This window comes from Rhizobium sp. AG855 (assembly GCF_003610655.1).
GTDB lineage: Bacteria > Pseudomonadota > Alphaproteobacteria > Rhizobiales > Rhizobiaceae > Allorhizobium > Allorhizobium wuzhouense.
Genome location: NZ_RAQG01000003.1, coordinates 655,708 through 676,675, shown reverse-complemented (window position 1 = coordinate 676,675; position 20,968 = coordinate 655,708). Strand labels below are relative to the sequence as shown.

The window sequence follows — 20,968 nt, the reverse complement described above, 5'->3', positions numbered from 1 at the left end:
GCAATCGTCGTTACGGATCGAGCGGCAGCACGGCAAGCGGTGGCGGCGCATGGCGCGAGACCAGCACATGCCCGACGACGGCGGCAAGAACCACCACGCCACCAATGATGGTCGTCGGCGATGGCTGGTCACCGATGACGAGCCAGACCCAGAAGGGCGCGAGCGGCGCATCCAGAGCGCCGATCAGCGCCGATTCCACCGGCGGCACATCCCGCGCGCCGAGGGTCAGCAGCAGAAAGCCCAGCGAGAAGGCCAGGACGCCAAAGCCGAGCACGACCGAAAGGTCATGGCTTGAGGTGGCAAACGGCGCGGCAAACGGCAGCGCAACGGCCGCGCTCAGGAAACAGGAGACGACGGAACACGGCAGCGCCGGCTTGTCCGGATGGCGGCGGATCAGCACGGTCCAAAGCGCGACCATCCCGGTCATGGCGAAGGCAAGCAGATCGCCGAGAAGCGCCCCCTCCTCGCCGCTGCCGATCATCACCGCCACGCCGGCCATGGCCACACCGCTGGCGACAAGGGCGACGCGGCCGGGCCGCTCGCCAAGCAGCAGGAAGCCGAGGCCAGCCGCGATAAACGGGCAGGTCGCAAAGATGATCGCCACATGGGCAACCGAGGTCGTGTAGAGCGCGCCGATGAACAGGACGGCACAGGCGGCCGACGTGGCGCAGATCAGAAGCCCCGACCAGCCGAGCCGGACGAAGTCGGCCACCACACGCCCCCGCGCCGTCACGACCAGGCAAAGGAGCAGAAAGAGACCGGCGATCAAGCCCCGCAGAAAAAGCAGCGTCGGCCCGTCGATGGAGACAAGCCGCGTCATCAACCCCGCCGTGGACAGCGCAAACGTCGCGGCCGTGACGGCGATCAAGCCACGCGAATAGGTCGACATGGGCATGGGAACCTCTGAAATCCATAAACAATGCGATGTTTATAGCAGACCACAACTGCCACCATGGCGTCATCAGACGACGTTGTCCGACGCCTTCGATTATCCCGAATTTCGAACACTCCGTCACGCTCTCGTGAGGGAACGCAAATCTTGTATCGCCGTTTTGCCATACTTATCTGTCATACGGATTTCTGTGGGATAGAGAGATCCACGGAGATGGGACTCGCCGGAATATTGGGAGTCCACGAAGAAAGAGGGGTGCTATATGGCCCGCAACAGTTTGCCTTCCATCACCGCCGGTGAAGCCGGCCTCAATCGCTACCTGGACGAAATCCGCAAGTTCCCCATGCTGGAACCCCAGGAAGAATACATGCTTGCCAAGCGTTATGCCGAACATGGCGACCGCGACGCGGCGCACCGGATGGTCACGAGCCATCTGCGCCTCGTGGCGAAGATCGCCATGGGTTACCGTGGCTATGGCCTGCCGATCGGCGAAGTCGTTTCGGAAGGCAATGTCGGCCTGATGCAGGCGGTCAAGAAATTCGATCCCGAGCGCGGCTTCCGCCTGGCGACCTATGCCATGTGGTGGATCAAGGCCTCGATCCAGGAATACATCCTGCGCTCGTGGTCGCTGGTCAAGATGGGCACGACCGCCAATCAGAAGCGCCTGTTCTTCAATCTGCGTCGCCTCAAGGGCAAGATCCAGGCCATCGAAGAAGGTGACCTGAAGCCCGATCAGGTGGCCGAAATCGCCACCAAGCTGAACGTCTCGGAGGAGGAGGTCATCTCGATGAACCGCCGCCTCTCCGGCGATGCCTCGCTGAATGCGCCCTTGCGCGCGGCCGAAGGCGAAAGCGGCCAGTGGCAGGATTGGCTGGTCGACGATCACGAGAGCCAGGAAGCCGTGCTCATCGAACAGGACGAGCTGGACACCCGCCGCCGCATGCTGCAGCGGGCGATGAGCGTCCTCAACGAGCGCGAGCGCCGCATCTTCGAGGCCCGCCGTCTCGCCGAAGACCCGGTCACGCTGGAAGAACTCTCCTCCGAGTTCGACATCAGCCGCGAACGCGTCCGCCAGATCGAGGTGCGCGCCTTCGAAAAGGTCCAGGAAGCTGTCCAGAAGGACGCCCTGGAACGGGCCAAGGCGCTGCGGGTGGTCGAGGCCTAAGCCTTCCGATATCTCTGAACGAAAGCCTGCAAGCCGCCCGAAAGATCGGGCGGCTTTTTTTGTGGCTGCCCCCTATTCCGTTGCCAACTGCTGGCGCGAAAACAGATAGACCCCGAGCGCAAACAGGATGATTGCCCAGCCGGCAAGCACCCCGAGGCCGGTCAGGCCTGCGAGCGGCGATCCCCCCATGATCACCCAGTCGCGCATCCACTGCGCGGCATAACTTGGAAGCGGCAGCCGGTCCGCATCCGCCCCGAGATAGAGCTGCAGCACGGTGGAGCCGATGGCGAGCAGAAATGCCGGGATGACGGCCGCGATCATCGAGCGGAAGAAGACCACAAGCGTGGCGACGAAAGCCGTGAGCACAGTGAGTTCGAGCAGGGCGACCCCGAAAGCAGCCACGAAGATGACGAAGGAGGCTCCGGAGAAGACAGGCCCGCCGCCCTGCCCTTTCAGGACGGATAGACCAAGGTTGATCGCCGCGTCGCCGATTGCGGCGACCAGCAGCCCCAGCGCCAGCCACATCAGGCAGAGCAAGCCCTTTGCTGCGAACAGCTGGACACGCGGCTGTCGCGGGACCAGAACCCGCCAGGTTGCATGGCGGTATTCGAGAAAGAAGACCGAGGCGATGCCGATGGCATAGATGAGCTGTCCGATTGAATTGCCGGACAGGTTGAGGCTCTTCGCGGCCGAGAGGAAGATATCGACATCGTCGCCACCCTGACGCCCCAGGCGCACGAAGAGCAGCCCCTCGACGACCAGCTTGAACAGAAGCGCGACGAGTGGCACGGACAGGAAACCCCAGAACAGGATCGCGGGCTGGCGCGACAGCTTCAGCATTTCCGCAGAGAGCAGCGGTCTCATCGGCCAGCCTCCCGTGTCTGCGAGAGAAAGACGGTTTCGAGATCTGGCTTGACCCATTTCGCTTCGTGGATGCGCATCCCGGCGCCAGCCAGGGACGCGATGAGATCGGGAACCTGCTCTCTGTCGATCTTCACATAGACACCGCCGTCGCCCGCTTCGGCCCTTGAGCCCAGCTTTTCGAGAAGGGTGTCCGGCGTATCGACCAACAGAAAGAAGCGACCCTCGCGGTCAAGCAGGTCGGCAACGGCACCTTCCGCGACCAGTCGCCCATGCTGAAGAATGGCCACCCGGTCGCAGACCCTCTGAACTTCGTCGAGAAGATGGCTGGACAATAGCACCGTCAGGCCGTCGCGATGGGCAAGTTCGTCGATCAGGGCACGCATTTCGAGGATGCCGTCGGGATCGAGCCCGTTGGTCGGCTCGTCCAGGATGATCGCCTCGGGCTGGCCGATCAGCGCACAGCCGATCCCGAGCCGCTGCTTCATGCCGAGCGAGAAACCGGACACGGCCTTGTCCGCCGCCTTTTCCAGCCCGATCCGTCGCAAGACGGGTTCGACCAGCGCCCCGGTACCGGTGAAACGGGCCAGCATCTGCAGGTGCTCGCGGGCCGTCAGGAAAGGATAGAAGCTCGGCGCTTCAATCAACATGCCAAGTCGGCGGCGATTGGCAGGCGCCGCCGGCGCGCCGAAGATCAGCACATCGCCACGATCCGCCGTCAGCAACCCTGCCAGGATCCTGAGCAGCGTGCTCTTGCCGGCGCCGTTCGGACCGAGCAGGCCATAGACGGATCCTTTCGGCACAGACAGGCTGAGCCCATCCAGCGCCAGTACCGAGGACCTGCCGCGGCCGAACCTCTTGTCGACCGAGATGAACGAAATAGCCGGCTCCGTCGACAGGTGTACCGCCCCTCGGCGCATGTCGTCCACAATCGCTGCCATTGGCACTTTCCTGTTTTTTCGTTGCCGGCCCGAGGATCGAAACCGAGCACGTCAATTGTATGAAGCCCATCGTCAGCCAAGGTTTCGACCTGGCGTCAAAATGAAAAAATCCGCCGAAATCTCTCTCGGCGGATGTGTTTTCATCGGAATGGTATCGCTCAGTTCGCCGGTGTGGCCGGTGCGAGCGCATCCCACTCGCGCATCACCTGCTGGAAGACATTGGCCCCTTGCGTGCCCTTGTCGAAGGTTAGGAGCGCGCGGCGGCCATTGCGGTAGGTGACGGGGATGTCGATCCAGCCGCGGGTGGAGAGCAGTTCCATATTGCGCTTGACCACATCGGCGAAGTCGTTGAGCGCCACCAGATAGGTATCGTCCGTGACCTTGGCCGTGACGGCGACGAGCGGGTCTCCGCGATCCTGTTCGGTGCGTTTCATCGCGATGCGCTGCAGGTTGTCGATCGCGCCCCCCTCGAAATCGGCAGGCACGGAGAACACCACTTCGATGATGTGGCTCGCCGGCAGCGAATTGTCGGTGTTGCGCTTGATCGTGACGAGCGCCGAGATGCCGCGATCCGGCACGTTGATCTTGCCCTGGATCTGCGGATCCGGCTTGCCGTCGGCCCCGGTTTCGCGCACGGCGGTCCAGGTGATGGAGCCGGGAACGGCGACCGGGGTCGCCTGGCCGATACGCTCTTCATAGAGGAACAGCTTCTCGCCGCCCGCGATCGGAGATGCCGTGGAAGCGCCGTTGGTCGGCGCCGGCCCGGCGGTTGGCGTATTCTGTGCCACCGGAACGTCCGTCGGCTCGATGGTCGAGGCAACGGTCTGGGCCGAGACGGAGCGGCCTTCTTCGCTGGATCCGGCCGGTGCTGCGCCTGCCCCTTCATCGATCTCGGTGCCGTCGGCGCGCAGCCTCTGGGTAAACTTCTGTCCCGCAGCAGCACCTTCATCCGCAGGCGTTGCCGTGGCCGTAGCCGGCGTGGATGTGGCGGGCGCGCTCGTCGCAGGCGCCTGTTCTGCAGGCGGCGTCGTGGTGCTCACCGGGGTCGTCGTCGCGCCGTCGGTCGCCGTTTCCGGCTCGCCGGTCAGGCTTGCCACCATGCCGCCGATGTCGTCACGCCATGTCCAGCCCGCGTAACCAATGCCCGCGATCAGCAGCACGCCGACCGCACCGAGAATGATCGGCGCGAGACTGCGGCGCTTCTTCGGCTCCAGCCGATAGGCCGGCTGGTCGTAGCCGCCCATCATCCGGCCGACATCGTTGTCCTGGTCGATGACGGGACCCTTGCCATCCGGCGAGAAAGTCGACAGATGCGCATCCCATTCCGGCGTCGCCGGCATGTCCGTGGCCGATGCGGCGCTGCTTGCCGGTGCCGGCTGGGCATCGACATTGTCACGGAACCACTGGCTGAAATCGTCGGGCTCGACGCTGGCCGCCGTGGCCGCGACGGCTGGCGCAGAGGCAACCGTGCCGAAGGCGTCCGGCTGGCTATCCTCAAGCCGCAGGCCGGCGGGCACGGGGAAGTCCTGCTCCACCTCGACCCGCACCGGCTCGTCATAAGCCGGGAACTCGTCCGTCGGCGTGTAGGAGACGGAAACGGGTGCCGTATCGATCTCCGGAAGCTCCGGAACGCGGTTGGCAGCGGATTCGACGGCGGGCGGCAGATCCCAGCTGGCCGGCGGAATGACGGGTGTCGGGTCGGCGGCACGGCTCTGCAGCCAGTCGTCGACGGCATCCAGAACCGCCGACTTCGGCTCGACCGCCGGGGCGGCATAAGCTTCGGGTTCGACCGGCGATTCGACGGCTTCGGCCGGCGCTGCATGATCTGCAACCTCGCCCCAGACAGGTTCGGGATGGTGTTCGGCGGCGACATCATGCTGCGGCGCATCGGCCCAGCCGGTAAAGGCAGGCTCTGCCGGCTGAGAGGCCGTCTCGACCTGCGGCTCCGGCGCGTGTTCAAAAACAGGCTCCGGGCGTTCCTCCGGCACCGAAGCGACGTCGCGCACCTCGGCATCACCAAATACCTTGGCATCATACATGCCGGCATAATCGGTCTCGTCACCCGTGATCCCGTAATCAGGATCGGACCAAACGGCAGGCGCCGTTTCGGCAGCAGCGACAGGCTCCTCCGGCTCGATCCGATCGGCGACCTCGACGGGCTCCTCGACAGGAACTTGCGGCTCTGGCTCTGGCGCAGGCTCGCTCATATGCGCATCGGCCCAGTCGTCACCCGTCACGCTTGGTGCCGGGGTCTCCTGCCGCGCGTCATCGCGATCGCCATAGCCATGATCGACGTCTTCCGCCGGCATCGCAGGATCGGGTTCCGGCTCGGCCATGCGGGTCTGTGCCGGGTATTCTGGCTCGGAGACCGGCTCGGATGCCGTCTGCATCCACACGGGCTGCGGTTCCGGCTGCGTTTGCGGCTCGGGCTCTGCCTGATCTTCCGGCTGCCATTGACCCTCCGGCTCAAAGGCAGGTGCGGCGACATCATCGACGGCCGGCAAGGCCTCGGCATGCTCGGACTCGACTTCCCGGATCGCGGCATCGAGCTTTTCCAGCTGCCGCTGCAGCATATGCTCCGGCGGACGCGGCGACATGTTCTCGAGCTGCCGGACAACGGCGGAACGGGCCTTTTCATAGACCCGTGCACGCATCTCCGGAGTATTGTTCGACAGGCCGTCCACGGCCCGTCGAATCACTGCGATAAAGTCAGCCATCAGCACTTTCTCTTGAAAGCCGGCCCGCCGTGCCGGCAAAAATCGTTAACCTTCAGATTAGTCCTCGAAGGGGTCCGTCACAAGTATCGTGTCGTCGCGTTCGGGACTTGTCGACAGAAGTGCAACCGGCGCACCGATCAGCTCCTCAACCTGACGGACATATTTGATCGCCTGAGCCGGCAGATCGGCCCATTTGCGGGCACCGACGGTGGATTCCTTCCAGCCTTCGAGCGTGATGTAGATGGGCTCGACACGTGCCTGGGCAGCCTGGGCGGCCGGCAGGTAATCGATTTCCTGGCCATCCAGCTTGTAACCGACGCAGATCTTCAGCTCGTCGAGGCCATCGAGAACGTCGAGTTTGGTCAGTGCAATGCCGGTGATTCCATTGGTGGCAACCGACTGGCGGACCAGAGCCGCATCGAACCAGCCGCAACGGCGTTTGCGGCCGGTCACCGTGCCGAACTCATGGCCCTTCTCACCGAGGAACTGGCCGATTTCGTCGGTGAGTTCGGTCGGGAACGGCCCTTCACCGACGCGCGTCGTATAAGCCTTGGTGATGCCGAGGATGTATCCAAGCGAACCCGGCCCCATGCCCGAACCGGCAGCGGCCTGGCCGGCAACCGTGTTCGACGAGGTGACGAAAGGATAGGTGCCGTGGTCGATGTCGAGCAGCGAGCCCTGCGCACCTTCGAACAGGATGCGCGAACCCTTGCGACGTTCCTTGTCGAGCAGAACCCAGACCGAATCCATGAAGGGCAGCACACGATCGGCGATCGAGGTCAGCTCCTCCATGATCGTCTTGTGCTCGATTTCGGCAACGCCGAAACCGCGACGCAGCGCATTGTGATGCGTGAGGATGCGCTCGACCTTGCCTTCCAGCGCGTCGAGATCGGCAAGATCCATCACGCGGATCGCCCGACGACCGACCTTGTCTTCATAGGCAGGGCCGATGCCGCGACGGGTGGTGCCGATCTTGGTGCCGCTGTTCGAGGCCGCGTCTTCGCGCATGCCGTCGAGTTCGCGGTGCAGCGACAGGATAAGCGTGGCGTTCTCGGCGATGCGCAGATTGTCCGGCGTGACTTCGACGCCCTGATCCTTCAGGCGGCCGATTTCGGCGATCAGGGCATGCGGGTCCACGACGACGCCATTGCCGATGACAGCCTTCTTGCCCGGACGCACGACGCCCGAGGGCAAAAGCGAGAGCTTGTAGGAGACGCCGTCGATAACGAGCGTATGGCCGGCATTATGTCCACCCTGGAAGCGGACCACGATATCCGCCCGTTCGGAGAGCCAGTCGACAATCTTGCCCTTGCCCTCGTCACCCCATTGCGAACCAATCACCACGACATTCGTCATTTCAGAATCCTGTTTAATGCGCAGCGTCTGCGCCCTACCCAAACCCGCGCATCTATACTGTGTTGTTTTTGGGAAATCGACCCGTTTTGCAGGGCGATTTGGCTTTTTGCGTGACAAAGGTCGACCCCTCGCCTATTTCCGAGCCAATTCGCGCCGTGAGGGATCCCCTCTGATGTTTCCCGGATTGGGCGCAGACATGCAGGGAAGAATGCCTTTGCCGATCCGCGCCTATGTCTATCTGGTCATCACCACGCTTCTCTGGGGCGGCAATACAATCGCCGGCAAGATGGCGCTCGGCCATGTCAGTCCGATGGCGTTGAGCTTTGGCCGCTGGGCGGTGGCAACCCTGGTGATTGCCTCGATCTCCATCCCGCAGATCCGCAAGGACTGGGATGTGCTGAAGGCCAACTGGAAACTGCTGATCTTCTACGGCACCGTTGGTTACGCCGCCTTCAACGGCTTTCTCTATACGGCGCTGAAGTATACAAGCGCGGTCAACGGGGCGATCGAACAGGGAGCGATCCCGGTCCTGATCTTCGTCATCAACTTCCTCCTCTTCCGCATTCGGGTATCCGGCATCCAGATCCTCGGCTTCGTCATCAGTTTTGCCGGCGCGGCCGTCACCGCGTCGCATGGCAATCTGCAGACGCTCCTCACCCTGACCCTCAATTACGGCGATCTGCTGATGGGCTGCGCCGGCCTGGCTTATGCCGCCTACACGATCTCGCTGCGCTGGAAACCGGCCGTGCACTGGAAAAGTCTGATGGCCATGCCGGCGCTGGCCGCAGCGCTGACCAGCCTGCCGCTTCTCTGGTGGGAGGCGGGCGAAGGCCAGATGATTCTGCCCGACACGCGCGGCTGGCTGATCATTCTCTATTGCGGCCTCTTCCCATCCCTGATCTCGCAGATCCTCTACATCAAGGGCGTGGAAGGAATCGGCGCCAACCGGGCCGGCCTCTTCATCAATCTCGTGCCTGTTTTCGGCACGCTTCTGTCGATCACCCTGCTCGGCGAAACGCTGGAAGTCTTCCACGTCGTGGCGCTCGCCCTCGTGCTCGGCGGGATCGCGATTGCCGAATGGGGCAAGCCCCGCGAACCGGCCAGCGCGACCGCCTAGCCGACCGAGAGGATCTCCACCTCGCCCTTCGCCAGCCGTGCCGCCGTCAGCCGGCCGGACTTGTAGCAATGCGTATCGAGGCTGACGCGGCCGGGGCCGACAAAGGCCTCGCGCATCGGCGTATGGCCGTGAAAGACGCGCACCGGTAAACCCGGCCCGAGATCGATAAACGAGCGGCGGATCCACAAAAGGTCGTCGTCCACCTGCTCATCAAGCGGCCGTCCCGGCCGGATGCCGGCATGCACGAAGACCTCGGGGCCAACGGTCACCAGCACCGGCATGGACTGCAGGAACTCGACATGCGCAGGTGGGACCGCCGCGCGGACCGACTGGCGCAGCGCGAAGTTGGACGCGGTAAACGCCCCGTGAGCCTCCAGATCGACGCCGTAGGATCGCAGCGTGTTCTCCGCTCCGTGGTCCAGAAACCAGTCGCCGGCCGGATCACCCTCCAGATAGTCGAGGAAGGCATCATCGTGATTGCCGCGCAGGCAGATGCGATCGAAGCCGGCAGGCGGTGTGGCGTTGAGGTGATAGAGCACCGCCGCCGATTGTGGCCCGCGGTCGACATAGTCGCCGAGCATGACGATCAGTTTGCGCCCTTCACGCAGGCTCGCATCGTCCCGAATCGTCTCTTCCAGCGCCAGCAGCGGTTCGAGGCAGCCATGCACGTCGCCCACGGCATAGATGGTGGAATAGGTCCCCGGCTCGATCTCCAGCCGCGGCCGCCGCTCGCATGTATCAAGCTGTTCCGTCGGCATTCCGATATTCCTTTGTATGAGATAGGCGTCTGTCCGCTCCATCATGCATCGGCGCGGCACCCGACTGCAATGTTCTTTCCAGCCGTCGCACACTCGAATGCGCATCCAAAAAGGCAGCGGCCTGCACTGAATATGATGCTTTTCGAAGCCCGCTGTTTTGCCTTATCGGTCAAAAACAAGAGACAGCGAGGACCGGCCATGGCGAAACCCTTCTACTGGAATGAACTGGTGACGACGGATTTCGCCACGCTGTCTGCCGACACCACGATCGCCATCCTGCCGATCGCCTCGACCGAACAACACGGGCCACATCTGCCGATCGCGACCGATGTCGCGATTGCCAATGGCATGCTGGCGGAACTGAAGGTCCAGCGCCCTGACGACCTCGACTTTCTCGTGCTGCCGACCCAGGAAATCGGCAAGGCCAACGAACATGTCTATGGTCCCGGCAGCCTGTCCTTCGGACCGGAAATCCTCATCCCCGCCTGGACGGCGATCGGCGCCAAGGTCGCCGAAGCCGGCATCCGCAAACTCGTCATCGTCAATTCGCATGGCGGCAATGTCGACGTCATGAGCATCGTCGCCCGCGAACTGCGCGTTCGCCACCAGATGGTGGTTGTCTCCACCCAATGGGGCCGCTTCGGCAATCCTGATGGAATGATCTCCGAGCATGAGAGCCGCTACGGCATTCATGGCGGCGAGGTCGAGACGTCGCTGATGCTGCATTTCCGGCCCGAACTGGTGCGCATGGACAAGGCTCAGAATTTCGTCTCGAAGGCCGAGGAGATCAGGGCCAACTCCAAATTCCTCACGCCTCTGCCGCCGCATTCGCTGGCCTGGATCGCCCATGACCTCAACCCGCATGGTGTGGTCGGCGATGCCTCCAAGGGCACGGCCGACAAGGGCGCGGCGATCTGCAAGCATCAGGTGGCGGGCTTCATCGAACTCCTGCGCGACGTCGCCGCCTATCCCCTCTCCAACCTCTACACGCCGGGCTGACACACCCTCAGCATCACGCGCTTCCGCGAATGCTTTCAGGGATATGGCCCCGGTCCTTGAGATCCTGAACCAGCACGATCAATTCCTGCATCAGATATTCGATGAACAGGCTGGTGGCCGAATCGAGCGTGGCGCGTGCGCGGGCGAACAGCTTCATCGGCTGGTGGCGCACATGCGCCTCGGTGAGTGGCCGGAAAACCAGCTCCCCGCGCCGGCATTCGGCCAGCGCATCAAGCGGATTGAGCAGCGTCAGCCCGGTGCCGGCCTTGACCAGCTGCTTCATCAGCTCGGAGGAATTCGTCTCGACCACCGGATCGACCGGCAGCGGCAGGGGCGCCAGCGCTAGGTCGATGATGTTGCGCAGGCTGGTGCCCGCTTGCGCCAGGATCAACGGCTCCTGCACCACCTCGACCAGATCGACCGGCCCCTCCTCCAGCGCCAGCCGATGACCGGGCGGCAGCACGACGCCGACAGGCACATCGAAATTGGCCAGTGTGCGGATGCCCGGTGTTGCCGGAATGTTGAAGCCGAGGCCGACATCCACCTCGCCCGTCAGCACCGGATTGATCGTCGTCACCCCGCCATCGCTGCGCAGCTTGATCTGCACCCGCGAATGTTTGGCGATGAAGCCTGCGAGGATCGCCGGCAGCGGCCCGGAGGCGAGGCCAACCGTCGTCACCAGCGAGACCTTGCCGATCTGCGGCGTCTTCAGACCACGAAGGCGCCCTTCCAGCCGCTCGTAATTCTTCAAAACGTCGCGAATATGCTCGACGCAGAGTTCGCCGGCCGCCGTCAGCCGCAAGCCCTTGGGCAGCCGCTCGAAGATCGGCGCGCCCAGTTCTTCTTCCAGCGCCAGAATCTGCCGATTGACCGCAGACGAGGCGACGTTCAACCGCGCCGCCGCCTTGCGGATCGAGCCGCATCGAACGATTTCATTGATATAGACGAGCTTTCGGGAGTGAAGCACGAGACCTCCGCTGCGCAAAAATTAGTCATGCCGCATCACTATGCAGCATTCTCGCGACCAGTGCAAAAAAGGCATCGATGCGGACGAATTTTGGTGCTTTTCAAGACGCATGCCAGCCGCTCAAATGCCGGAAAAGGGAGCCTGAAAACAGGCCCCGCAACGGACAAGGGGAACGATCAATGCGCGACACGCTCACCAAGACAAGTCTCATCGCCCTTTTCGGCCTCGCGACATCGCTGGCCTCCACCTCGGCTGCCTTCGCCCTCGACGAGGTCACCTACGGCACCAACTGGCTCGCCCAGGCCGAACATGGCGGCTTCTACCAGGCCGTCGCCGATGGCACCTATGAGAAATACGGCCTCAAGGTCACGGTCGTCCAGGGGGGACCGCAGGCCGCCAACCGCGCGCTGCTGATCGCCGGCAAGGTCGATTTCTACATGGGCAGCCCGCTCGGCGAAATGGACGCCGTGAAGGAAGGCATCCCGCTGATCGACGTCGCCGCCATCTTCCAGAAGGACCCGCAGGTCCTGCTCGCCCACCCGGATCAAGGCATCGAGAAATTCGGCGACCTCGCCAAGCTCGATTCGATCTTCATGGGCAAGGACGGCTACGTCACCTATTACGAGTGGATGAAGAAGAACTTCGAGGGCTTCACCGACGAGAAGTACAAGCCCTACACCTTCAACCCGGCCCCCTTCATCGCCGATCCCAAGTCCGCCCAGCAGGGTTACCTGACCTCGGAACCCTACGAGATCGAGAAGCAGGCCGGCTGGGCACCGAAGGTCTTCCTTCTCGCCGACAACGGCTACAACCCCTATTCCACGATGATCACCACCACGGCGACCATGGTTGAGACCAAGCCTGATGTCGTGCAGCGCTTCGTCGATGCCTCGGCCGAGGGCTGGTACAACTACCTCTACGGCGACAACAAGGCCGCCAACGACCTCATCAAGAAGGACAATCCGGAAATGACGGATGGTCAGATCGAATACTCGATCAAGAAGATGAAGGAATACGGCATCGTTGAATCCGGCGAAGCGCTGGACAAGGGCATCGGCTGCATGACTGACGAGAAGTACAAGGCCTTCTTCGACGCCATGGTCCAGATCGGCGTCCAGCCTGCTGATCTCGACTACAAGAAGGCCTACACCACCCAGTTCGTCTGCAAAGGCGTGGGGCTGGCGCTGAAGAAGTAAGGGCTTGCCCCTCATCCGGCTGCCGCCACCTTCTCCCCGCTTGCGGGGAGAAGGAGTTTCCAGGCCACCGTCGGTGCTGACATCCCCTCTCCCCGCCTGCGGGGAGAGGGTAGGGTGAGGGGCAATTTCCAGGCGCTCCTGTTCGTCCAGATACCAAGGCAATCAATGTCACTTTCCGAAGACCCCATCACCCCGCCCCCTCCCGAACAGCGCCGGGCGCTTGTGGTGATGAAGGACGTGTCCAAGGTCTTTTCCAGCGGCACGGTGGCGCTCACCGGCATGTCGCTCACCGTCAATGGCGGCGAATTCGTCTCACTTCTGGGACCTTCCGGCTGCGGCAAGTCGACGGCACTCCGGATCATTGCAGGCTTGGGCGACACCACGACCGGCAAGATCGACTGGCCGAGCTCCCGCATCAATTCGAAGGGCCTGCCCGACGGCGATATCTCCTTCGTCTTCCAGGAACCGACGCTGATGCCCTGGGCGACCGTCTTCGGCAATGTCCACCTGCCCCTGAAACTGCGTGGCATTTCAAAGCATGCGGCCCATGACGACATCATCGCCGCCCTCGATCGGGTCGGGCTGAAAGACTTCGCCGACGCCTATCCGCGCGAACTCTCGGGCGGCATGAAGATGCGCGTCTCGATCGCCCGTGCGCTGGTCACCAAGCCGAAACTTCTTTTGATGGACGAGCCCTTCGCGGCCCTCGACGAAATCACCCGGCAGAAGCTGAACGACGACGTGCTGAAGCTCTGGAAGGAGACCGGCATCACCGTGATTTTCGTCACCCATTCCGTCTTCGAAAGCGCCTATCTCTCAAGCCGTATCGTGGTGATGAAGGCGCGGCCGGGGCGGGTTCATGCCGATTTCCCGTTGCAGACCAGCCTCGACCGCGACGCCTTCTATCGCACCTCGGAAGAGTACCGCGCGACATGTGAAAAGGTCTCCGGCTCCTTGATGGAGGCGATCGGTTTCCCCCTTGCCGCAGGAACGGAGTTCCACTGATGAGCAACGCGGCGCATGCCTCCCCCGCACACCCCCGTTTCACCGCGCTCTATGGCGAAACGCTCCTCAAGATCCTCGTGCCCATCCTCGTCGTCTGCCTGCTGATCGTCATCTGGCAGGTCGGCGTCTGGGTCTCCGGCGTGCCGCAATACATCCTGCCCGGCCCGATCGCCGTCGCCGGCGCCCTCGTCAAGGACTGGGGCACGCTGTCGCCCGCCCTCTGGGTCACCACCAAGATCACGCTGATGTCTCTGGCACTGGCGCTCGCCGGCGGCGTCGGCATCGCCGTCTTCCTCGTACAGTCGAAATGGATCGAGATCGCCTTCTACCCGATCACCGTCATCCTGCAGGTGACCCCGATCGTGGCGATTGCCCCCCTGATCCTGATCTACGCGCCGTCGACACAAGTGGCGCTCCTCATCTGCGCCTTCCTCGTCGCCTTCTTCCCGATCCTCTCCAACATGGTGCAGGGCCTGAAAAGCGTCGATCACAACCTGCTCAATCTCTTCGACCTCTACGGCGCCTCGCGTTGGCAGACCCTGCTTTACCTGAAGCTCCCCGCTTCGCTCCCCTATTTCATGACCGGCTTGCGCATCGGCGGTGGCCTCGCGCTGATCGCCGCCGTCGTTGCCGAATTTGCCGCCGGTTCCGCCGGTGCCGGTTCGGGCCTTGCCTTCCGCCTGCTCGAAGCCCAGTTCCGTCTGAACATTCCCCGTCTCTTTGCCGCCCTGTTCCTGCTCTCCTGCCTGGGCGTGGTGATCTTTGCCATCACCTCCTTCATTTCCTGGCTGGCGCTGCATCGCTGGCATGAGAGCAGCCTGAAACGAGAAAACTGATGTCGAGCCCGGTCACCGCCCTCCCCGCCGCCAAGCGTTTCGTCCTTGCCAACGCGACGCTGCCGCAGATCTGTGTGGACGGCATCGAAGCCCCCGCCTGCGAGGGCTTGATCAGCGCCGACATCATCGTGGTCGATGGCAAGGTCGAGGCGATCCTGAAGCCTGGGACCGCCCCATCAGGCCTCCCCTCCACGGATCTCCGCAACGGCATGGTCTGGCCGACCTTCGTCGACATGCACACCCATCTCGACAAGGGCCATATCTGGGACCGCCGGCCGAACCCCTCTGGCGATTTCATCGGCGCACTCGAAGCCGTGAAGACCGATCGCGAGGCCCGCTGGTCGGCTGCGGACGTCAAAGCCCGCATGGAATTCTCGCTGAAAACGGCTTACGCCCATGGCACCAGCCTGATCCGAACCCATCTCGACAGCCTGGCACCCCAGCACCGCATTTCCTTCGAGGTCTTTGCCGAAGTCCGCGAGACCTGGGCCGGCAAGATCGACCTGCAGGCGGCCGCCCTCTTCCCCTTCGACCAGATCACCGACGAGGCCTTCTTCAAGGATCTGGTCGAGGTCATCGTTGCCAACAAGGGCCTGCTCGGCGGTGTCACCTATCTGATGCCGGACCTCGACGAAAAGCTCGACATCCTCTTCCGCACCGCCTCCGAAAACGGCCTCGACATCGACCTGCATGTCGACGAGACGCAGGACAAGGAAACCCTGACGCTGAAGTCCATTGCGGAAGCCAAGCTTCGCAACCGCTTCGAGGGATCGGTCACCGTCGGCCATTGCTGCTCGCTCGCCCGCCAGGACGAGGATATGGCAAAACGCACGATTGATCTGGTGGCCGAGGCTGGCCTCTCGGTCGTCTCGCTGCCGATGTGCAACATGTATCTGCAGGATCGCCATGCCGGCCGCACGCCCCGCCAGCGCGGCGTCACCCTGTTCCACGAACTGACGGCGGCCCGCGTCGCGACCGCCGTCTCCTCCGACAACACGCGCGACCCCTTCTACGCCTATGGCGATCTCGATCCCGTCGAGGTTTTTCGCGAAGCGGTGCGCATCATCCATCTCGACCATCCGCTGGACACCGCAGCGAGGGTCGTTACCCGCACGCCGGCCGACATCCTGAAGCGTCCCGACCATGGCCGCATCGCCGTCGGCGGCAAGGCGGATCTCGTCCTCTTCAGCGCCCGCCGCTGGAGCGAATTCCTCTCCCGTCCGCAGGCCGACCGCATCGTGATGCGGAATGGCATGGGCATCGACCGCAGCCTGCCGGATTACCGCGAACTTGACCCGTTGCTTGGAGTATAGACATGGCTGATTACGCCAAAATCATCGAGGAGCTGGCGGGCATCGCCGTCGAGGACAATCCGGCACTCGTCAAACAGAAGAGCCGCGACTTTTACTGGTATTCGCCGATCCTGAAGGCCGAGCTGGACAATGTGGTGGGTGACCTGATCGTCTCGCCGACGACGGAAGAAGAGGTGATCCGCACCCTGAAGGTGGCCTATGCCCATGGCGTGCCCGTCACCCCGCGTGGCGGCGGCACCGGCAATTACGGTCAGGCCATGCCGCTCTCGGGCGGCATCGTCTTGAACCTCATCAACATGAACAAGGTGAAAGAGATCCTGCCCGGCCGCGTCATCTGCGAGCCCGGCATCATCATCTCCGAACTCGACAAGCAGACCAAGGCCCATTCCGGCCAGGAACTGCGCTTCCACCCCTCGACCGCCCAGACCGCCTCGGTCGCAGGCTTCATCGCCGGCGGCTCCGGCGGGGTCGGATCGATCACCTGGGGCGGCCTGCGCGATCTCGGCAACATCCTGCGCCTGCGCGTCGTGACCATGGAAGCCGAACCGCGCGTGCTCGAACTTTCCGCCTGGGACCTGCAGAAGGTTTCGCACGCCTATGGCACCAATGGCATCATCACCGAAGTCGAAATGCCGCTCGCCCCCGCTTACGACTGGGTCGACGTCATCGTCGGTTATGATGAATTCATGGACGCGGTGAAATTCGCCGATGCCCTCGCCCACAAGAACGGCATCCTCTTGAAGGAAGTCGCGCCGATCGCAGCCCCGATCCCTTACGACTACTTCACCCGCCACAAGCCTTGGCTGAAGGATGGCCAGTCCGTGGTGGTCCTGATGGTTGCCCCGCACTCGATCGAACCCTTCCTGGCGTTTGCCGAGAAGATGAAGGGTGACGTGCGTTTCCGCTCCGACACGGTCGAGAGCATGAAGGGCATCCCGCATGCCTATGAACTGGCCTGGAACCACACGACGCTGAGAGCGCTGAAGCTCGACAGCAACATCACCTATCTCCAGGTCCAGTATCCCGGTCCCGATCACGTCGAGAAGGTCAAGATCATGACCGAGCTCTTCCCCGACGAGGTCATCGGCCATCTCGAATTCATCAAGTTCGACGGCCAGATCCAGTGCGCCGGCCTGCCGCTGGTGCGCTACACCACGAAGGAAAGGCTGGAAGAGATCATCCGCATCCACGAGGAAAACGGCTGCCCGATCTTCAACCCGCACCGTTACACGCTCGAAGAAGGCGGCATGAAGCAGACCGATCAGGTCCAGCTTGCCTTCAAGAAGGAAACCGATCCGAAGGGTCTCTTGAACCCCGGCAAGATGATCGCCTGGGAGAACCCGGATTTCGATTTTTCGGCGGGGAAGAATTATCTCTTTCCGGGGCTGGAGGTGTTTGCGGAGGCTGGAGAGTAGAGATTAGGTTGGCGCGCCTATCACCCCCCTCTGCCCTGCCGGGCATCTCCCCCTCAAGGGGGGAGATCGGGATGCGGCAGGCGCCCTGCTCGACCTCATACACTGGAGATGGACAGGCATAGCGAGACCCTCAAACCGACCAAAGCCTGCATCGGAGATTTCGACATCTTCAATGCCTGTAGGAAGGAAGCAGACGCCCGCATCCAATCTCCCCCCTTGAGGGGGAGATGTCCGGCAGGACAGAGGGGGGTACCCCAAACTCAACAGAAGACAAACAAGGAACCAGATCCAACCGCCACCCCCCCATTCCGAAGGTACTCCCAGCCGAACCACTCGGCTCATGCAACACCTGACATGGCATCCTCCATCCCTCGGCATCTGGCGGCGAAGGATCGGGATGCTGGGACAAACGGCGCGGAAGTTTTCAACTGGACCCCGACTGTTGACGCAGCGGGCAACGACTTGGAGCTTTTGGCATGCGTGTACTCGTTCTCCACTCCCACCCCCTCGAAGAAAGCTTCGGCCGGGCCCTCTACAAGCTCACCTGCGAAAGCCTCGAAAAGGCTGGCCACGAGGTCGATGGCTGTAATCTTTACGAGGAGGGTTTCGACCCTGTCCTCTCGGCCCATGACCGTCGCGTCTATCACGACATCCCCGACAACCTCTCCCTGGTGAAACCCTATGTCGACCGCCTCAAGAAGGCCGAAGCGCTTGTCATCGTCACCCCCGTCTGGAATTTCGGCTTCCCGGCCATGCTGAAGGGCTATTTCGACCGCGTCTGGCTGCCCGGCGTCTCCTTTGATCTGGTGGACGGCAAGCTCACGCCGACGCTCCGCCACATCAAAAAGCTCGCCGCCGTCATGACCTATGGCGCAACCCCGATGCGGGCCTTCCTCGCCGGCAATCCGCCGAAGAAGATCGTCAAGCGGGTCATCCGCGCCCAGATCAAGATCGGTGCCCCGGTCAGATATCTCGCCCATTACGACATGAACAATTGCACGGAAGAAACCCGCGCCGCCTTCATGGAAAAGGTCCGGCGCGAGATGGAGATGTTCTGAGCATCGGTCGCCGCAAGGCCGGACAAACAAGTGCCAGACACGCAAAAGGCCAGCCCGGTCAGGGCTGGCCTTCATTGTCTCAGGAGACCCGGATTACGGGGTCGTGGTCGGCGGCGTGGCCGGGGTGGATGCCGGCGGCGGGGTCACCGGATCGGCAGCCGGCGGCGTGGCCGGAGCGGTATCCGCAGGCGGGGCTGCCGGTGCCGGTTCAGCCGGCGGGGTCGTTGCTGCGGGCGGCGTGGCCGGCTCGGTGGTCGAGGTGGCCGGAGCCGTGGTCGTTGCCATGTCGCGGTTGCCGAACACGAAGAAGGCGGCAGCGGCGATCACGACGATCAGCAGAATGGCGATGCCCCAGCTGGCGCCGCTCATCCCGGCGTTCTGGGTGACGTTCGGCCGCGTATCGAGGCGGGGATCAGGACGTTGGTCCATGGTGTAAACTCCTTGCTGGTGGCGGCATGCATCTTCATGCTTTGCCGGCCGAATGGGTGGAATTGATCGGGCGTTCGATTACTGCACCACGCCGACGACCACGTAGGTGTCAGGGTCGACGATGACGCGCTGGTTGTTGACCACCGCATAGGCATAGGTCGGCTGCTCGGGGATCGGGGTCAGCACGATCTGCTTCGGCAGCGGCTGGCCGACGGCCACCTGCTGTTCGATGATCACCGGCTGAGCCGGTGCCGGCTGCTGCTGCACATAGGTGACCACGGGTGCCGGCGGCGGGGCAACGGCGGTGCCTGCAATTGCACCGACAACACCACCGACGGCGGCGCCAACCGGACCACCGACGATAGCACCTGTCACGGCCCCACCAGCAGCACCCGTTACGGTACCTTCCTGGGCGAGGACGGGCGACGCCATCGAACCAATGACCAGAGCTCCGAGAGCAAGAATCTTCGTCTTCATGGCTGCATCCTTTCCGTTAGTGACTGCCATCGACGACAAAAACACTCGGAAAGGCAAATTGTTCCGCGACCCTGACCATCCCTCTATTCTCGGCGTAAAAAAGAAAAAAGGCGAAGACGGCAAATATAAAGCGAAACTATGGCTAGAACGACCGACGGCGATCAAAAGACTTTCGCGGCCGTTACCTCCACCTCGACAAGGAATTCTGGCCGAGTAAAGCCACCGACGACAATCAGGGTGGAAACGGGCTTGGGCTCAAGAGTATATCGGTCGCGCACGGCCATATAGGCGGGAAAATCTTCGCGTCTTGTTACAAAGCCGGATATGCGGATGACGTCGGCAAAACTCATCTCGGCCTCCTCCAGGATCGCCTGGATGGCCCCGAAGCAGAGTTCGGCCTGTCCGGTCACGTCAGGTGGAATGCTGTCATCCGGACGGATGCCGAGTTGGCCCGAGGTGACCAGCAGGCTCGCCCCGGGGGGCACCAGCAGACCGTGATTGTAGTGACCGAAGGGCTTGCGGACAGACGCCGGATTGAAGCTGCGTTTCATGGCGCTCGGCCTTTCTCAGGACAACGGCGCAACGGGCGCCGTACGGTTGCGTTGCAGTTCATAGAGGATATGTCCGAACAGGGCGAAAAGCACGATCGGTCCGCCGACCAAAGTGCCGGCTGACGGAACCTCGCTCAGCACCAGCCAGACCCAGAGCGGCGTGAGCGGCACTTCGAGCGCCGTCAGAAGGCTCGCATCCGCCGCCGGCAACCGCCGGGTCGAGGCGGTGTAGAAGATCAGCCCCATGGCGTTCTGCACAATGGCAAAGAGGATGATGAGCCGCAGATCGACCATGGACACCGTCAGCGGCGCGGCAAACCAGAAGGTGACGAGCGAACAGAGCCAGGCAGAACCCGCCATCGCCGGCAGCATCGGCACCTCGCGATGCTTGCGCATCAGCGTCGCCATGGCAGCGACGCAGAGCGTCATCACGGCGGCTAGAAACTTGCCGAAAAGCCCACCGCTTGGCCCCTGTGCATCGGTCAGCATGACAACGACGCCGACCAACGCGACAGCACTGGCGATGAGGGTCGAGCGGCTGGGCCGTTCGCCGATGAAGACGAAGGCAACCGCCGCCGTCACAAAGGGCACGGTGGCATAAATCACCATCGCATCGGCAATCGCCGTGTAATACATCGAGCCGATGCCGGTCACCATGCTGGCGGCCGAGAAGACCATGGTCCAGACGCTCGGCCACCCCATGCGGCGCAGGATGCCGGGCACGCGGCTCCGTTCGAGATAGACGAAAAACAGGAAGACGCACGTTCCCGAGAACAGACCGCGCCAGAACAGCATGGTCATCAGGTCGGCCCCGATATGCCGGATGAACAATCCGGACGACGACCAGGCAAGCGCCGAAATGGCGCCGTAGACAAGGCCGAAGCGGTATTGACGCGGATCGTCGAGGCTCATGGC

At 62.9% G+C, this 20,968-nt stretch carries 20 protein-coding genes; 9 read left to right on the top strand and 11 right to left on the bottom strand.

Annotation, left to right across the window (positions count from 1 at the left end; genetic code table 11):
* Positions 1-10: 10 nt before the first annotated feature.
* The gene (locus DFO46_RS03250; protein ID WP_120276316.1) at positions 11-895 is read right to left on the bottom strand and encodes a DMT family transporter; all 885 of its coding nucleotides are present in this window, start codon (positions 893-895) and stop codon (positions 11-13) included.
* Between the two features lie 259 nt (positions 896-1,154).
* Between DFO46_RS03250 and rpoH the strand changes: the two genes are divergently transcribed.
* A complete protein-coding gene (gene rpoH, locus DFO46_RS03245) occupies positions 1,155-2,057 on the top strand; it encodes an RNA polymerase sigma factor RpoH (RefSeq protein ID WP_110791833.1) in 903 nt (300 codons plus the stop codon).
* Between the two features lie 72 nt (positions 2,058-2,129).
* Here the strand turns inward: rpoH and DFO46_RS03240 are convergent, their stop codons facing one another.
* The 4 genes from DFO46_RS03240 to DFO46_RS03225 all read right to left on the bottom strand — a co-directional run bounded on the left by DFO46_RS03240 (position 2,130) and on the right by DFO46_RS03225 (position 7,932).
* On the bottom strand, positions 2,130-2,921 hold the full coding sequence (locus tag DFO46_RS03240) for an ABC transporter permease (protein ID WP_183041831.1): 792 nt from the start codon (positions 2,919-2,921) through the stop codon (positions 2,130-2,132).
* On the bottom strand, positions 2,918-3,859 hold the full coding sequence (locus DFO46_RS03235) for an ABC transporter ATP-binding protein (protein WP_120276314.1): 942 nt from the start codon (positions 3,857-3,859) through the stop codon (positions 2,918-2,920). The genes DFO46_RS03240 and DFO46_RS03235 overlap by 4 nt, the downstream gene beginning before the upstream one ends.
* A 158-nt stretch (positions 3,860-4,017) precedes the next feature.
* A complete protein-coding gene (locus DFO46_RS03230; RefSeq protein ID WP_120276313.1) occupies positions 4,018-6,576 on the bottom strand; it encodes a hypothetical protein in 2,559 nt (852 codons plus the stop codon).
* A 57-nt stretch (positions 6,577-6,633) separates the two neighbouring features.
* On the bottom strand, positions 6,634-7,932 hold the full coding sequence (locus DFO46_RS03225; RefSeq protein ID WP_110791828.1) for an adenylosuccinate synthase: 1,299 nt from the start codon (positions 7,930-7,932) through the stop codon (positions 6,634-6,636).
* A 214-nt stretch (positions 7,933-8,146) separates the two neighbouring features.
* Here DFO46_RS03225 and DFO46_RS03220 point away from each other — a divergent pair, with 214 nt between their 5' ends.
* Positions 8,147-9,049, top strand: coding sequence for a DMT family transporter (locus tag DFO46_RS03220; RefSeq protein WP_120278118.1), 903 nt, complete (start codon positions 8,147-8,149; stop codon positions 9,047-9,049).
* Here DFO46_RS03220 and DFO46_RS03215 read toward each other — a convergent pair.
* Positions 9,046-9,807, bottom strand: coding sequence for a metallophosphoesterase family protein (locus DFO46_RS03215; RefSeq protein ID WP_120276312.1), 762 nt, complete (start codon positions 9,805-9,807; stop codon positions 9,046-9,048). The genes DFO46_RS03220 and DFO46_RS03215 overlap by 4 nt on opposite strands.
* Before the next feature lie 198 nt (positions 9,808-10,005).
* Here DFO46_RS03215 and DFO46_RS03210 point away from each other — a divergent pair, with 198 nt between their 5' ends.
* A complete protein-coding gene (locus DFO46_RS03210) occupies positions 10,006-10,806 on the top strand; it encodes a creatininase family protein (protein WP_120278117.1) in 801 nt (266 codons plus the stop codon).
* 13 nt (positions 10,807-10,819) lie between these two features.
* Here DFO46_RS03210 and DFO46_RS03205 read toward each other — a convergent pair whose 3' ends face one another.
* Positions 10,820-11,773, bottom strand: a complete 954-nt coding sequence (locus DFO46_RS03205; protein ID WP_120276311.1) for a LysR family transcriptional regulator — start codon at positions 11,771-11,773, stop codon at positions 10,820-10,822.
* Between the two features lie 179 nt (positions 11,774-11,952).
* Between DFO46_RS03205 and DFO46_RS03200 the strand changes: the two genes are divergently transcribed.
* The 6 genes from DFO46_RS03200 to DFO46_RS03170 all read left to right on the top strand — a co-directional run bounded on the left by DFO46_RS03200 (position 11,953) and on the right by DFO46_RS03170 (position 18,596).
* The gene (locus DFO46_RS03200) at positions 11,953-12,969 is read left to right on the top strand and encodes an ABC transporter substrate-binding protein (protein ID WP_120276310.1); all 1,017 of its coding nucleotides are present in this window, start codon (positions 11,953-11,955) and stop codon (positions 12,967-12,969) included.
* A gap of 165 nt (positions 12,970-13,134) precedes the next feature.
* Positions 13,135-13,974, top strand: a complete 840-nt coding sequence (locus tag DFO46_RS03195) for an ABC transporter ATP-binding protein (RefSeq protein ID WP_120276309.1) — start codon at positions 13,135-13,137, stop codon at positions 13,972-13,974.
* Entirely contained in the window at positions 13,974-14,810 is an 837-nt protein-coding gene (locus DFO46_RS03190; RefSeq protein WP_120276308.1) for an ABC transporter permease, read from the top strand. The genes DFO46_RS03195 and DFO46_RS03190 overlap by 1 nt, the downstream gene beginning before the upstream one ends.
* Positions 14,810-16,123, top strand: coding sequence for a cytosine deaminase (locus tag DFO46_RS03185; RefSeq protein WP_120276307.1), 1,314 nt, complete (start codon positions 14,810-14,812; stop codon positions 16,121-16,123). Before DFO46_RS03190 ends, DFO46_RS03185 begins: the two co-directional genes overlap by 1 nt.
* 2 nt (positions 16,124-16,125) lie before the next feature.
* Entirely contained in the window at positions 16,126-17,538 is a 1,413-nt protein-coding gene (locus tag DFO46_RS03180; RefSeq protein ID WP_120276306.1) for an FAD-binding oxidoreductase, read from the top strand.
* Positions 17,539-18,014: 476 nt separating this feature from the next.
* On the top strand, positions 18,015-18,596 hold the full coding sequence (locus DFO46_RS03170) for an NAD(P)H-dependent oxidoreductase (protein ID WP_120276305.1): 582 nt from the start codon (positions 18,015-18,017) through the stop codon (positions 18,594-18,596).
* 93 nt (positions 18,597-18,689) lie between these two features.
* On the opposite strand, the gene DFO46_RS03165 is transcribed toward DFO46_RS03170, so the two are convergent.
* From DFO46_RS03165 to DFO46_RS03150, 4 genes are all read right to left on the bottom strand, one after another.
* A complete protein-coding gene (locus DFO46_RS03165) occupies positions 18,690-19,025 on the bottom strand; it encodes a hypothetical protein (protein WP_120276304.1) in 336 nt (111 codons plus the stop codon).
* Positions 19,026-19,103: 78 nt separating this feature from the next.
* Entirely contained in the window at positions 19,104-19,502 is a 399-nt protein-coding gene (locus tag DFO46_RS03160; RefSeq protein WP_110791814.1) for a DUF1236 domain-containing protein, read from the bottom strand.
* 161 nt (positions 19,503-19,663) lie between these two features.
* Entirely contained in the window at positions 19,664-20,053 is a 390-nt protein-coding gene (locus DFO46_RS03155; protein ID WP_120276303.1) for a RidA family protein, read from the bottom strand.
* 15 nt (positions 20,054-20,068) lie between these two features.
* The gene (locus DFO46_RS03150) at positions 20,069-20,965 is read right to left on the bottom strand and encodes a DMT family transporter (RefSeq protein ID WP_120276302.1); all 897 of its coding nucleotides are present in this window, start codon (positions 20,963-20,965) and stop codon (positions 20,069-20,071) included.
* Positions 20,966-20,968: the final 3 nt, after the last annotated feature.